Origin of the sequence: Streptomyces dysideae (assembly GCF_001514305.1) — a bacterium.
GTDB classification, from domain to species: Bacteria; Actinomycetota; Actinomycetes; order Streptomycetales; family Streptomycetaceae; genus Streptomyces; species Streptomyces dysideae.
Genome location: NZ_KQ949078.1, coordinates 75913 through 90747, shown reverse-complemented (window position 1 = coordinate 90747; position 14835 = coordinate 75913). Strand labels below are relative to the sequence as shown.

8 protein-coding genes and 2 pseudogenes are annotated in these 14835 nt (G+C 67.0%); 5 read left to right on the top strand and 5 right to left on the bottom strand.

What is annotated here, in order from left to right; translation table 11 throughout:
- Positions 1 to 105: 105 nt before the first annotated feature.
- The 3 genes from AQJ91_RS08820 to AQJ91_RS08810 all read right to left on the bottom strand — a co-directional run bounded on the left by AQJ91_RS08820 (position 106) and on the right by AQJ91_RS08810 (position 3304).
- The gene (locus tag AQJ91_RS08820) at positions 106 to 1383 is read right to left on the bottom strand and encodes an MFS transporter (protein ID WP_067018202.1); all 1278 of its coding nucleotides are present in this window, start codon (positions 1381 to 1383) and stop codon (positions 106 to 108) included.
- Positions 1384 to 1494: 111 nt separating this feature from the next.
- On the bottom strand, positions 1495 to 2577 hold the full coding sequence (locus AQJ91_RS08815) for an inositol-3-phosphate synthase (RefSeq protein WP_067018200.1): 1083 nt from the start codon (positions 2575 to 2577) through the stop codon (positions 1495 to 1497).
- Positions 2578 to 2620: 43 nt separating this feature from the next.
- Positions 2621 to 3304, bottom strand: a complete 684-nt coding sequence (locus AQJ91_RS08810) for a PadR family transcriptional regulator (RefSeq protein ID WP_067018198.1) — start codon at positions 3302 to 3304, stop codon at positions 2621 to 2623.
- 353 nt (positions 3305 to 3657) lie between these two features.
- Between AQJ91_RS08810 and AQJ91_RS08805 the strand changes: the two genes are divergently transcribed.
- Entirely contained in the window at positions 3658 to 6285 is a 2628-nt protein-coding gene (locus AQJ91_RS08805; protein ID WP_199847880.1) for a transglycosylase domain-containing protein, read from the top strand.
- 111 nt (positions 6286 to 6396) lie between these two features.
- Positions 6397 to 7318: pseudogene (locus tag AQJ91_RS58720) on the top strand (IS630 family transposase); the annotation flags it as partial.
- 27 nt (positions 7319 to 7345) lie between these two features.
- Here the strand turns inward: AQJ91_RS58720 and AQJ91_RS08790 are convergent.
- A complete protein-coding gene (locus tag AQJ91_RS08790; protein ID WP_199847879.1) occupies positions 7346 to 9517 on the bottom strand; it encodes a recombinase family protein in 2172 nt (723 codons plus the stop codon).
- A gap of 295 nt (positions 9518 to 9812) precedes the next feature.
- Here AQJ91_RS08790 and AQJ91_RS58715 point away from each other — a divergent pair.
- Positions 9813 to 10016: pseudogene (locus AQJ91_RS58715) on the top strand (IS630 family transposase); the annotation flags it as partial.
- Positions 10017 to 10162: 146 nt separating this feature from the next.
- Here AQJ91_RS58715 and AQJ91_RS08785 read toward each other — a convergent pair.
- Positions 10163 to 10567, bottom strand: coding sequence for a type II toxin-antitoxin system PemK/MazF family toxin (locus AQJ91_RS08785; RefSeq protein WP_067018196.1), 405 nt, complete (start codon positions 10565 to 10567; stop codon positions 10163 to 10165).
- 168 nt (positions 10568 to 10735) lie between these two features.
- On the opposite strand from AQJ91_RS08785, the gene AQJ91_RS08780 reads away from it, so the two are divergent.
- Entirely contained in the window at positions 10736 to 11968 is a 1233-nt protein-coding gene (locus AQJ91_RS08780; protein ID WP_079084782.1) for an IS701 family transposase, read from the top strand.
- Positions 11969 to 13264: 1296 nt separating this feature from the next.
- Complete coding sequence (locus AQJ91_RS08775) at positions 13265 to 14788, top strand: glycosyltransferase family 87 protein (RefSeq protein WP_079084781.1); 1524 nt, start codon at positions 13265 to 13267, stop codon at positions 14786 to 14788.
- Positions 14789 to 14835: the final 47 nt, after the last annotated feature.

Below are 14835 nucleotides of genomic sequence, written 5' to 3'. Positions count from 1 at the left end.
GGTCCCCCTAGAACGTGGGTGCGTGGCGCGAACCGAGCGCATAAATAAGACCCACGTAAACTACCGGCCCCCTCTGACAGCCCTGTAGTCAGGAGTGGCTCTGTGTCATTGATGTGACACTTGCCGTCGCTCAAAGCGGGCCATAGCCACAGCAACTGCCGCGTAGACAACGGCGACTGTGACCACCAGCGGCACCGACCGGCCGTCCGGCGGCAGCATCAGGGCGGCCACACCCGCGGCGCCGACGAAGGCGACGTTGAACAGCACGTCGTAGACGGAGAAGATCCGGCCACGGAAGCCGTCGTCGACCGAGGACTGCACGATGGTGTCCGTCGCGATCTTCGCGCCCTGGGTGGTCAGACCCAGCACGAACGCCGCGGTCAGCATGGGAGTTGTGGCGAACGGAAGGCCGAGCGCCGGTTCCAGGATCGCCGCGGCCGCCGCGCACACCATGATCCAGCGGCCGGAGCCGAGCCACCCCGCCGCCCATGGCGTCAGCACGGCCGCCGCGAAGAAGCCGGCGCCGGAGATCCCCAACGCCAGCCCCAGCAGGGCGAGTCCGTCGTCGGCGGTCGTGGAGAAGGAGTACCGGCACAGCATCAGCAGCATCACCAGCAGGGCGCCGTAGCAGAAGCGCATCAGCGTCATGCTGAAGAGCGCCCACGCGGCCTCCCGGCGTGCCGGTGCGGCGAGATGGCGTACGCCTGCCACCAGGTCGCGCGCGGTGCCGGAGAGCGCGGCCCCCAGGCCTGGCTGCACCAACGCGCGGTCCGGTCCCAGCAGTTCCCGTGACATACGCAGTGACGCCAGCCCCGAGCACAGGTACAGGGCGGCCCCCAGCAGCACCACGGCGGCGTCGGAGTCCGAGACCACCAGCCGTACGACGAAGGCGAGGCCGCCACCCGCGGTCGCGGCGAGTGTTCCGGCGGTGGGAGACAGGGAGTTGGCGATGACCAGGCGCTCGTCGTCGACCACCCGCGGCAGCGCGGCGGACAGGCCCGACAGCACGAAGCGGTTGACCGCGGTGACGCACAGGGCGGAGACGTAGAAGAGCCAGTCCGGGACGGCCGCGATCATCAGGATGGCCGTCACCGACGCCAGCACGGCGCGCAGCAGACCGCCGTACAGGAGAACCTGGCGGCGCCGCCAGCGGTCCAGCAGGACGCCGGAGAAGGGGCCCACCAGGGAGTAGGGGAGCAGCAGGACCGCCATCGCGGAGGCGATCGCGGCGGCCGAGGTCTGCTTCTCGGGGGAGAAGACGACGTACGTGGCGAGCGCGACCTGGTAGACGCCGTCGGCGCCCTGGGAGAGCAGGCGTACGGCCAGCAGACGCCGGAAGTTCCTGAAGCGCAGCAGGACCCGCAGGTCACGCACGACGGACATGGGGCACAGCCTCACATACGGGGAGGGTCCCCGGGCGCTACAACCCGGGGACCCTCAACAGCTCTGGCAGGAGCGTTTTGAATGAGCTCTGGCGCGCAGCGATTTGTCTCGCTAGCGCTCTACTTCACCCTTGATGAACTTCTCGACGTTCTCGCGGGCCTCGTCGTCGAAGTACTGGACCGGCGGGGACTTCATGAAGTAGCTCGACGCCGAGAGGATCGGGCCGCCGATGCCGCGGTCCTTGGCGATCTTCGCGGCGCGCAGGGCGTCGATGATGACGCCGGCGGAGTTCGGGGAGTCCCAGACCTCGAGCTTGTACTCCAGGTTCAGCGGGACGTCACCGAAGGCGCGGCCCTCGAGGCGGACGTAGGCCCACTTGCGGTCGTCGAGCCAGGCCACGTAGTCCGACGGGCCGATGTGGACGTTGTCCGCGCCCATGTCGCGGTCGCGGATCTGGGAGGTGACGGCCTGCGTCTTGGAGATCTTCTTGGACTCCAGGCGGTCACGCTCGAGCATGTTCTTGAAGTCCATGTTGCCGCCGACGTTCAGCTGCATCGTGCGGTCCAGGACGACGCCGCGGTCCTCGAACAGCTTCGCCATGACGCGGTGCGTGATGGTGGCGCCGACCTGGGACTTGATGTCGTCGCCGACGATCGGGACGCCCGCCTCGGTGAACTTGTCCGCCCACTCCTTCGTACCGGCGATGAAGACCGGAAGGGCGTTGACGAAGGCGACCTTGGCGTCGATGGCGCACTGGGCGTAGAACTTCGCCGCGTCCTCGGAGCCCACCGGCAGGTAGCAGACGAGGACATCGACCTGCTTGTCCTTGAGGACCTGGACGATGTCGGCCGGGGCCTCGGCGGACTCCTCGATGGTCTCGCGGTAGTACTTGCCGAGACCGTCAAGGGTGTGGCCGCGCTGGACGGTCACACCGGAGCGCGGCACGTCGCAGATCTTGATGGTGTTGTTCTCGCTGGCGCCGATGGCGTCCGCGAGGTCGAGGCCGACCTTCTTCGCGTCGACGTCGAAGGCGGCGACGAACTCGACGTCACGGACGTGGTACTCGCCGAACTGGACGTGCATCAGGCCGGGGACCCTGGACGCCGGGTCGGCGTCCTTGTAGTACTCGACTCCCTGCACCAGCGACGCGGCGCAGTTGCCCACGCCGACGATGGCTACGCGAACCGAACCCATTCCGGTTGCTCCCTGTGTGTACGAGTGAGGCCCTCAGTGGACCTCACGTGGCGGTGTCGTCGGACGGATCCGTCCCGGGGTCGTCCCCGGGACGGGGCAGACCGTCCGTCGCTCCAGATGTGGTGTCCTGCCGAGCGGGCTCCCCGGAGGCGGACCCCTTGAGGTCGCGCCCGGCCCGCTCGCTCTCGATGAGCTCGTTCAGCCAGCGCACTTCGCGCTCCACGGACTCCATCCCGTGGCGCTGGAGCTCAAGCGTGTAGTCGTCGAGGCGCTCCCGGGTGCGGGCCAGGGAGGCGCGCATCTTCTCCAGGCGCTCCTCCAGCCGACTGCGGCGGCCTTCGAGGACTCGCATCCGAACGTCACGTGACGTCTGCCCGAAGAACGCGAACCGGGCGGCGAAGTGCTCGTCCTCGTACGCGTCGGGCCCGGTCTGCGAGAGCAGTTCCTCGAAGTGCTCCTTACCTTCCGCCGTCAACCGATAGACGATCTTGGCGCGCCGCCCTGTGAGGGGGGCGGCGAGTGCGTCCTCGGCGGTGTTCCCCGGCTCCTCGATCAACCAGCCGTTGGCGACCAGCGTCTTGAGGCAGGGATAGAGCGTGCCGTAGCTGAACGCACGGAACACACCCAGTGATGTATTGAGTCGTTTGCGCAGCTCATAGCCGTGCATCGGCGACTCGCGGAGCAGGCCGAGTACGGCGAACTCGAGGATCCCGGAACGCCGGCTCATCGTCGCCTCCTCTCGATCTTATCTCGCGCCGATGTATCGACTCGATACATCATGACGATAGAACGGCCTTCCGGATGCGACAAGTGGGAGATCGGTGAACGGGATCACATCAAGGATTCATCGGGAGTGAGTTGCCCGATTTGGGGTGAACTTCGGGGCTAGGCGGGGTTTGACGGTGCGTAGTCTGTGCGCCATGCACACCACCGGGAACCAAGTGGCGCACGGGGACGTCATCGTCCTTGGTGCAGTACGGGTGAATGCGGAACCGACCACATCCGTACTTCGGGGGGACCGGAAAACAGCCGCCGTTGACAGGCGCCCACGGGTGCGCCTGCCCGAGGAGTAGTCGTTCGATGAGCGAGCACCGTCGCAAACCGTCGCAGCCGCAGGGAGGCGGACGTGCCGCGGCCCGACGCGGCCAGTCCGGCTCGTCCTCCGGTCGCCGCGCGGCACCGCGAGGCGCCACCGGGTCGCTTTCTGACTCGTACGGGTCGGGTTCCTACGGTTCCGGAGGCGAGGAGCGCCAGTACGGCAGCCGCGCCGAGGCCAGGCGCGCGGCCCAGAGAAGCAGTGGAGGCAGCCGCCGCAGGGCGGCCGATCCGGGTCCGGGCGGCCGGCGTGCCGCCCCGGGCAGAGGGCGTGCGACCGCGCCCGGCAAGAAGCGGATCATCGACTACCCGCGCTTCGACAAGTACGGCTGGCGCCGCTGGGTGCCGTCCTGGAAGCTCGTCGCCGGCCTGTGCGTCGGCTTCTTCGGCGGCATGGTGGCCGTCGCGGGCGTCGGCTTCGCGATGGTCGGCATCCCCAGCGAGCAGGCAGCCGCCAGGTCGGAGAACAACGTCTACTACTGGGAAGACGGCACCCAGATGGTCGCCACGGGCAATGGCGCCAACCGGCAGAACGTCACCATCGACAAGATCCCCAAGTCCATGCAGTGGGCGGTGATCTCGGCCGAGAACAAGACGTTCTACGAGGACTCGGGCGTCGACCCCATGGGCATCGCGCGGGCGCTGGCCAACATGGCCAGGGGCGGCGACACCCAGGGTGGCTCGACGATCACCCAGCAGTTCGTCAAGAACACCTTCCTGAGCCAGGAGCAGACACTCACCCGGAAGTTCCGGGAGATGTTCATCTCCATCAAGGTCGGTAGCAAGATGGACAAGGACGACATCCTCCAGGGGTACCTGAACACCTCGTACTACGGCCGTGGCGCCTACGGCATCCAGGCCGCCGCCCAGACGTACTACGGCAAGGACGCGGTCGAGCTCACCGACAGCGAGTGCGCCTTCCTCGCGGCCCTGCTCAAGGGCCCGACGTACTTCGACCCGATGGGCAACGAGAGCATCGACACGTCGGCGACCGAAACGGCGAACCTCAAGCGCTCCAAGTACCGCTGGAACTGGATCCTCGGCGAGATGCACAAGGACGGCCACCTCTCGGACGCCAAGTACCAGGAAGCCATCAAGAAGTACCCCATGCCCCAGGGCCTCAAGGCGACCAAGGGCATGACCGGCCAGATCAGCTACCTGGTCGACACGGCCAAGAAGTACGTCCTGGCCCACTCCGACATCTCGCAGACCCAGTTCGACAAGGGCGGCTACCAGATCTACACGACCTTCGAGAAGAGCAAGGTCGACGCCCTCGCCAAGGCCGTCAAGAAGATCGAGAAGGACCGCCTCAAGCCGGACGAGCGTGAGCTGGACAAGTACGTCCAGTTCGGTGCGGCGTCGGTGAAGCCCAACGACGGCGCGATCGTCGCGCTCTACGGCGGCGCGGGCTACGAGAACGACCACTTCACGAACAACGCGGACACCCAGGGTGTGCCGGTTGGTTCGACGTGGAAGCCGTTCGTGCTCGCCGCGGCCATGCAGTACGGGACGTACAAGAGTGACGGCGAGGGTTTGTCGCCGATGAGCAAGTACAACGGCGACGATCATCTGAAGGTCAGGGAGCAGGATGGCACCTACTACCTGAACGATGACAAATCGGTCTTCCATCAGGAGAACGAGAGCGACTACCCCTGGGGTTACATCACACTGCGCAAGGCGATGGAGCAGTCCATCAACACGCCGTTCGTGCAACTCGGCTGGGATGTGGGCATGAGGAAGGTGAGGGATGTAGCTGAGCGGTCCGGCATCCTCGACGCGAGCTTCGCTACCCTCAACCCATCCTTCGCACTCGGTACGTCGACGCCCAGTGCGATCCGCATGGCCGACGCCTACGCGACGTTCGCTGCGTCCGGCAAGCGCGCCGACCCGTACTCGGTGGTCGCCGTCAAGCACAACGGGAAGGAGGAGCCTGGCTTCACCAGGCCGAAGGTTACGCAGGCGATGCCCGCGCCCATTGCGAACAACGTTACGGACGTTCTCGAGAACGTGATCGAGAACGGCACCGCCCAGAAGGCCAAGGCCCTGGGCCGTACGGCGGCCGGCAAGACCGGTACTACCGACGAGAACAAGTCCGCTTGGTTCGTCGGTTACACCCAGCAGCTGTCGACCTCGATCGCGATGTTCCGGGAGAATCCGAAGGACCACAAGTTGCTGTCCATGAATGGCACGGCCGGCGAGGACTCCATCCACGGTGGTGACGTCCCCACGGAGGTGTGGACCGAGTACATGAAGGCCGCGCTGAAGGGCGAGACGGACCCCGGCTTCCCCGAGGCCACCGAGATCGGTGAGGTCCAGGACCAGGTGGGCGCTCCGTCGCCGACCCCGTCCTTCACCCCGGAGCCGAGCGAGTCGGCGACCTCGACGCCGAGCCCGACGCCCACCAAGGGGCAGGGCAAGCCCACGCCGACGGCGAGCGAGACTTGCAGCGTCTTCGAGTGCAACGACGTCGGCGGGAACGGCAGCAGTGGCGGTTCGGACACCGCCGGCACGGACGGGGGTGTGACCTCGTCGCCAACGCCGACACCGACGGAAGGCGGCGGCTCCAATGGCAACGGCAACGGAGGAGGCTTCTTCGGAGGCTCGACAGGCTGATCGTCACGCCGGATATCGTGGCGCTGAGGTCTGTTTCGCACTTTGCTCAGGTTGAACTTGTGGTGTCCGTCCGCCCGTGACGGTTCTTGATTGCTGCGGTACGACGTCCTCATGCGGTACGCGCATGGGGGCGTGCTGACGCCCAAGGAGCAGGAGAAACGGGAGCAGGTGCGGCTGGCGGCGGCCGAGCGGTTCGCGCGGGATGAGAAGACCGAGGCCATCGCGCGGGAGTTGCGGGTGAGGGCGCGGTCGGTGCGGCGCTGGCGGCGGGCGTGGGAGAAGGGGGCGCGGACGCGCTGCGCTCGAAGGGCCCGGTGTCGGTGGAGCGGCTGAGCGCCAGACAGTGGGAGTGGCTGGAGCGGGAGCTGGGACGCGGTCCGCTCGCTCACGGCTGGGACGATGAGTTCCAGGGGTGGACGCTGAAGCGGGTGAAGTTGCTGATCGGGCGGATGTTCCACGTCGGCTGCACGGTCCAGGGCGTGTGGAAGCTGCTGCGCCGGCACGGCTGGTCCGCGCAGGTCCCGGTGCGGCGCGCCATCGAGCGTGACGAGGAGGCGATCGAGGTGTGGAAGACGGAGGTATGGCCCGAAGTAAAAGGAGCACGGCGGACCTGGGCGCCCACATCTGCTTCGAGGACGAGGCAGGACAGGGGCTGAGGCAGCCGAAGGGCCACACCTGGGTGCCGCGTGGACAGTGCCCCGTCGTGCGGGTGCGCGGCCGCAACCAGGGATGGGCCAACATCGCCGGGGTTGCCTGCTACCACGCCGGCCACCGCTCACGTTTCTTCTTCACCCTGCACATCTCGTACGGCCGCCGCAGTTAGCCGAAGGCGTTCTCCTGGCGCCAGTACCGCGACCTGATCACCATGACCCACCTGCAGCTCGGCACCCCGATGGTGTGGTGCTGGGACAATCTGAACGTGCACCTGGTCAGGGAGCTGGCCGACTTCGCCGAGGGGCACAAGGGCTAACTGCGGACCTTTCAGATGCCGTCCTACTCACCGGAGTTGAACCCGGCTGAGATGTTGTTGTCTCAGTGCGAGTGTCGTAGGGCTGCTCTTTCACGATGAGGCTCCTTCGTCATCGGAACTCTCGGTTGGGAGGGTGGCATCGAGCCAGTGGCGCCGGTTGTGGTGGCCAGCCGGCAGCTGGCGCAGTGCCCGTAGGCGTTCGACCTCGGCCCGGTCAGCGGTGATGATCCACCGGTAGGGCGGGCGGGTGTCCCGGCGGCCGGTGATCCAGCCGCGTTTGAGCCAGGTGAACACTGTGGCTGTCGGCATCCCGATCTCGCGGGCGAGGGTGGCCAGCCACCACTGGTCGCGGCCGAGGCGGCCCTGGTCGGTGCGCCGGTCGGCGTCCTGCCCGGGGCGGATGCCCAGACGACGGATCAGGTGCTGGATCTCGCCGGGGTGGAAGCGTTCGCCCTGGTGAGGCGGGCGGAGCCCGTCGGCCGCCAGGCGGTTGACCATCTGAGCGGTGGTCAGGCTCTGCCCGGCCAGCGTCTTGATCCGCTCGGCCAGCTGCGGGAAGTAGGACAGCTGGTCGACGCGGGCGACCGGGCGGACCAGGGCCGCCTCGGTGCGGGCGCCGCCCGCCCAGATCACGGTGGCGTGGACGCACTCACTCGCCCCGTCAGCGGTGACCTGAACGCAATCGATGACGGCCCGCAGCAATTTCTTGCGGTCGGCGGTGGTGGTCGTCGGCGCGGCCCACAGCGCCGGGATGTCCTCGGCCAGGGCACGGATCGCGGCCAGTTCGGCGGCCGACAGCCGAGCCGGGCGGCGGCGCCGATACCGCTCGTACTCCTCGGTCAGGTGCGCCCGTTCGGCCAGCGCGGTCTCCCATTCGCGCTCGAGCTGGCGGACCACCAGGCGGTTCTCCGGCTCGGCCAGCTGGTACTGGCGCCGGGCACGCTCGCAGGAGTAATCCGCGCGTTCCAGGCGTTGCTGCCAGATCCGCTCGACCTCCGCCCGGCGCGCCTCGACCTGCTGCGCGGCCGTCAGCGACAGCTCCAGCGCGGCCGGAGCCAGCGCGGAGAGGACCTGGGCGCCGACATGGTCGTCGAGGAACCGGCCTGCCATCTGCTGACAGCGTGGCTCACCGTAGGTGTGGTGGCGGCGCTGGCAGGAGTACCGCCCGATCAGTCCCTGGCGGTTGCTCTCGTAGCCCACCTGCATGCGCTGGCCGCAGCGCCCGCAGACCACCAGCCCTCCCAGCAGCGCCGGACCCTCCCGGGGTGCCCCGACGGCCGCGGCGTGCGCCCGGTTCGCGGCCATCCGCGCAAGGTTGCGCTCGTACTGCTCGATGCCGATGTAGGCCGGCAGCGCCCCCTCGATGCGCACCAGCCACTGATCGGCGTCCAGGCGGCGCACCCGCCCCGAGTGCTCACGGCCGGGGAGCCTGCGGGCCGAGTCCGTGCGGCTGCGTCCGTAGGCGTAGATCCCGGCATACGCCGGATTGCGCAGCAGGTTGATCAGACCCTGCTGGTGCGGAGGGCGCCAGACGAGTTCGCCCTTGCCGGGCCCCGACCGCTCCCGCATCCCGATCTGGACCTGGTGCTCGACCAGGAACCGCAGCACCGCATGCACCGTTCCCAGCTGCTCGAACAGGTGGAACACCAGCCGGATCACCGACTGGACCTGCTCGTCGGGGTCCAGGGCCACCTCGCCGGAGGACGTGCGGACATACCCGGCCGGCAACGGGAGGGCGAGTTCCCCGCGGCCGGCCTTGGCCAGCCGACCCGAGGCCATCCGCTGCTTGATCAGATGCAGTTCGACCTCCGTCATCGTGCCCTTCAGGCCGAGCAGGAGACGGTCGTTGTACCGGTTCGGATCGTAGACCCCGTCCGCGTCGGCCAGCAGCGCCCCGGCCAACGTGCACAACTCGACGAGCTGATGCCAGTCTTGGCCCGCGCGGGCCAGCCGGGACATCTCCAGGCCCAGGACCAGCCCCACATGCCCCATGGTGATCTCCGTGACCAGGCGGGCGAACCCGGGACCCTCGGCCGCCCTCGCCGCCGACCGGCCCAGATCTTCGTCGATCACCATCACCCGCGAAGCGGGCCAGCCCAACGCGACCGCCCGCTCGAACAGCCCGTACTGCAGCCGCGTCGACTCGCCGTGGTCAAGGACCTGTTGGCGCGAGGACTGCCGGACGTAGACGATCGCCAGGCCCTCGCGATGCCTGCCCTGGATCTTTCCGTCACCGCGTTCACGCAGCAGCACCCGGCTCACCCCCGATCCCGTCCCCCGGTACGTCCGGGACCGCCGAGCGTTCCAGGAGCATGCTCAACAGCCTCAGCACGTCGCACCGATTCGGTTCCGGGAACGACGTCCATAACGTCGCCGTGCTCGTCAGTCCCGCCATCTGGGGAGGACGTCCCCGTCCGCGCCATCCACGACGCCCCACCTTCCGACAGCCCACATGCCCGCAGCCGCCCGGCCAGCTCAACCAGCCGAAGCAGGCCCTCACTTCCGATAATCGGCGCGTCAGTCCCCGCCTGTCCATCGATCCCTGCACTGAGGCAAACCGACTGAAGGCATCTGGTCGCTACTCAAACGGCGCCTGGCCGACTTCGCCGCTGCCGATCTCGCGCACCTGACCCGCGCCGTCAAACGCAAGCTGAAGAAGATCCAGTACCGGCCCCACCTCATCGACGGGTGCCTCCCGCCTACCGGCCTGCTCATGGATCACGACGTGATCAGACCACCGGACACCGCGGGTTCAACCTGAGTCCTGCAGGGCGAGGATGAGTGAAGCTAGTACTCCAGCCGTAGTTCGTGATCTCGATCGTGAGGGGCGCCGAGGAGGCAGCTGGCAGCGTCGATCATCTGGACGAGACCGACCACGCCGTCGCAGGCGTCCGTTTCCTTCTCTGCCTACCCGAGTCCACCGAGACGGAGGGCGTTCCTTATCTCGCTGAGCTTCGCGGTCGTCGCCGGGGTCCACTCCTTCGCCTGCTCACCGAGACGGAGGGCGTTCTCGATCTCGCTGAGTTTCGCGGAGGACAGAACGCCCGCTCGCTCGATCAGGTCGTCCCGGGACACGGTGGTCAGCCACGTGCAAGGGGTAAAGCCCGGACGCGGGAACGCGAACCGCAGCACGCCTTCAAAGGGCAGTCCTTCCACGGCGCCTACTGCCACTTCGACGCCCAGACCGGTGATGTCGACACCCGCCCGAGCGACGACCTGCATCACCCGGATCCCGGACGCGTCGTCTCCCGACAGCAGCACGACCGGCCGCCGCTCGTCGAACTCCACCCACCAGACTTCGCCACGTTGCACATGTCCTCCTGACACAGGAACGGCGGGCGGACGCTGCGCGACCCCGACGCGCTGTGGAGACGGGTGCGGCCACCCGTTGATCATCGGTGTGTGAAGACAAACGATCACGCGGTGGCCGCAGGTCACAGCGTAGACCCTGCCCGCTGGCAGGAGGCGTTCGAGGGCCTGATGAGCCGGATAGCGGGACGGTTCACGGTCGAACCCCGGTTCCGGGTCCGGAAGTTGGTGCTCGGACTGCTGTCGGACCTGCCGCGCAAGAACTGCTGGACCATCGCCGAATGGGCCGGGGAGAGGACCCCGGACGGCATGCAGCATCTGCTGGGGCGGGCCAAGTGGGACGCCGACCGGGTCCGCGACGATGTGTGTGACTACGTGGTGGACCACCTGCACGACGACCAGGCGGTACTGGTGGTCGACGAGACCGGGGACGTGAAGAAGGGCACCGGCACGGTCGGCGTCCACCAGCGCCAGTACACCGGTACCGCGGGCAGGATCGAAAATGCCCAGGTCGCCGTCTACCTGGTCTACGCCGGCCGGCGCGGGCACGCGGCAGTGGACCGGGAACTGTACGTCCCGCGTTCATGGACCTCCGACCCTGACCGCTGCCAGGATGCCGGACTCGACCAGGACACCGCCTTCGCCACCAAGCCGGAACTGGCCACTCGTATGGTTGCCCGGTTCCTGGACGCCGGCCACCAGGCCGCATGGGTCGCCGGCGACGAGGTCTACGGCGGCAACCCCAGGCTGCAAACCGCACTGGAGGAACGCGGCACCGGCTACGTCCTCGCGGTGGCCTGCTCGCACGAAGTCACCACCGGGGCGGGGAGGTTCCGTGCGGACACCCTGGCCAAGAAGGTGCCCAAGCGGGCCTGGCAGAAGCTCTCCGCAGGGGCCGGGGCCAAGGGCCACCGTTTCTACGACTGGGCAGTCATCGACCTCGCCGACCCCCGACCCGGGAGTCGTCAGCTGCTGATCCGCCGTAACCGCAGCACCGGTGAACTCGCCTACTACCGCTGCTACTCGCCCGCACCCGTGCCGCTGACCGTGCTGGTCAGAGTCGCTGGATCAAGATGGCGGGTGGAGGAGTTCTTCCAGTCGGGCAAGGGCCTGGCCGCAATCGACGAGCACCAGGTCCGCCGCTATGCCTCCTGGTCCCGCTGGGTCACCCTCGCCATGCTCGCGCACGCCTTCCTCGCCGTCGTACGCGCAGACGAGCACACCCGCCCCGCACCCGATGCCCTCATTCCGCTCACCTGCAACGAGATCCAGCGCCTGTTCATCACACTCGTTGTCCGACCCGTCCACGATGCCGCCCACCGGCTCGGTTGGTCCGACTGGCGGCGCCGCCACCAGGCCCGATCCCAGGCCAGCCACTCCTGTCGACAAGCCACTCAGGCATGAAGATCACGATCTACGGCTGGAGTACTAGGGCAAATGCTGACATGTTGTGTACGTCTTGAGAAATCGAAGAGTTATTTAGTCGGGGAACCGTCGCATGCAGTTGATCGGCACCCGCTGCCACTTGCTGTCTTCCATCAGGGTGTGGGGGCAACCGTCAGGTGTGGAGCAAACCCCGGATCAAGTCGAATCAGCAACCCCACTTCCTCAATGCAAACAGGCGTGTACCGTCTTTGAGGCAAATCTCCTCCGGATGAAAGGGTGCGGCGTGCTGGCCCGCCTCGGAAGAACGTATGGAGTAATCCTGCCTGGAGTGACGACCCTGAGTTGGGCGCCTGGAGTAACTCTTAAAAGAAGGATCACGTCAATAGAAGACGCAAATCAGCCCTCCTTGTGACGGTTTCCTGGCGTTGAGTTCCCGGAAGTCCCCCCGTTGAGACGCTGCGGCCTTTTCGAGACTGGAAAATGTCCCATTTGGTGACGTAAGGCCGGCATTTGGGCTGGCTCATTTTAGATCTTGCATAGAGGGGCTGAGCGGAGATAGTTTAATTTTTGACCGCACTTTATTGTGCTGAAATAATCTAGTTTGGGGGAAGTGTGAAGAGGTCGAAATCTAGCCTGATCGTTGCGGGGGCATTGCTGTTCATTGGTGTGTCGGCGAGTCCGGCACAGGCGCTCAACTATGGCGCAACGTGCTCGACTACCGGCGCCAAGGGGCAGGTTACTTTCAGTTCGTCGAAGCTACCGACGAATGGTGGTCTGTCGGGAATCAATCTCAAGGTGACGGATACGCGTGCCGACGGGCATCATGTGCGGGTGCGGCTCGTTGTAGTGCATGCCGATCAGACGTCATACTACCCATGGCGCGCCAACTATGACGGAAATGGTACCACTAAGCAGTGGAATACTTCTTTGTCGGGCCCGGCGACAATTTTTGATGCCGGGGTGCAGGTAGCTCGGTACGAAGGAAGTGATCAGCTGAATTACTGCACGGAAATGGCCCTCGGGTAGTCGTTTGTTATCCGGTGTATGTGCTGGGTATAAGTTGTCGTGGCGATTACTTCGCGCGTACTCTGTATGGAACCCCCAGGGGCGCAACAAAGTGGGCCTCCCTACATTGCTGGGGAGGCCCACAGTGCCGAGTCCCCCTCCCCGTCCGCCGGGCCTCGCCGAGATCGTGCGGACTACGGAATCCGCAACTGGATCGAGCAGGGCTACAAACAGGTTAAGGACGAGCTGGGCTGGGGCCGACTTCCAGGTCCTCTCCGCCGCCGCAGCCACCCGGGTGCGTACGGCAGGATGTGCCCCATGCCCAGTGCAGAGACGACGCCGACGAGCGCATACGAGCCGGACCTGGTGGCGCCGACCAAGAACGACGAGGTCGCTGCGAGCGGGAGCGAACTGATCGGTGGTCCCCTCGGACGGCGTGCCCTGGTCGGGACGTCCTGGTGGACGCCCGTCCGGATCATCGCGCTCGTGGCGATCGGCGTGTTCGCCCTCGGGCTGGTCCAGAAGGCGCCCTGCTACAACGGCGCCTGGTTCTTCGGTGCCAGCTCGCAGTACACGCACGCGTGCTACTCGGACATCCCGCACCTCTACCAGGGGCGCGGCTTCGCCGACGGGCTGGTGCCGTACTTCGACAAGCTCCCCGGCGACATGCAGTACCTCGAATACCCGGTGCTGACCGGCGTGTTCATGGAGGTGGCCTCCTGGCTGACGCCGGGCAGCGGCACCATCCAGGACCAGGAGCAGTGGTACTGGATGGTCAACGCCGGGATGCTGATGGTGTGCGCGGCCGTCATCGCCGTCTGCGTGACCCGGACGCACGCCCGGCGCCCCTGGGACGGCCTGCTGGTCGCCCTGGCGCCCGCTTTCGCGCTGACGGCCACCATCAACTGGGACCTGCTGGCCGTCGCCCTGACGGCCGCCGCGATGCTGATGTGGTCGCGGGGCCGCTCGCTGGCCTTCGGTGTCCTGCTGGGGCTCGCCACGGCCGCCAAGCTCTATCCCTTCCTGCTCCTCGGCCCACTGCTCCTGCTGTGCTGGCGTGCGGGCAGGTGGCGGGAGTTCGGGACGGCGCTGGGGGGTGCGATCGTCTCCTGGGCGGTCGTGAACCTTCCGGTGATGCTGCTCGCCTTCGAGGGCTGGTCGAAGTTCTACACGTTCAGCCAGGAGCGGGGCGTCGACTTCGGGTCGTTCTGGCTGATCATGGCCCAGAACTCGAGCGACCCGCTCAGCACCGAGACCGTCAACACGCTCGCCACCCTGCTGATGCTGCTGTGCTGCGCCGGCGTCGCGGCGCTCACGCTGACCGCGCCGCGCCGCCCGCGCTTCGCCCAGCTGGCCTTCCTGATCGTTGCGGCGTTCATCGTCACCAACAAGGTCTACTCGCCGCAGTACGTCCTGTGGCTGGTGCCGCTGGCCGCGCTGGCCCGGCCCAAGTGGCGGGACTTCCTGATCTGGCAGGCGTGCGAGGTGGCGTACTTCCTGGGCATCTGGCTGTACCTCGCGTACACGACCAGTGGGGACGCCCACAAGGGCCTGCCGCCGGACGGCTACCACTGGGCCATCGCCGTGCACCTGCTGGGGACGCTGTACCTGTGCGCCGTCGTCGTACGGGACATCCTCATGCCGGAGCGGGACCCGGTGCGCCGGGCCGGCGACGACGACCCTTCGGGCGGGGTGCTCGACGGCGCGGAGGACGTCTTCGTGTTCGGCCCGGCGGCCCATCCGCCGCGGCACGCGGCCCACATGACAGACGGTGCGTACGTCCAATGGGGCACAAATGCCAGCGGAACGGCCCAGTCCACCACTAATGAGTGAAGTGGCGTAAAACTCGCACAGATGAGCCTCCGTCGATCTTACGTTCT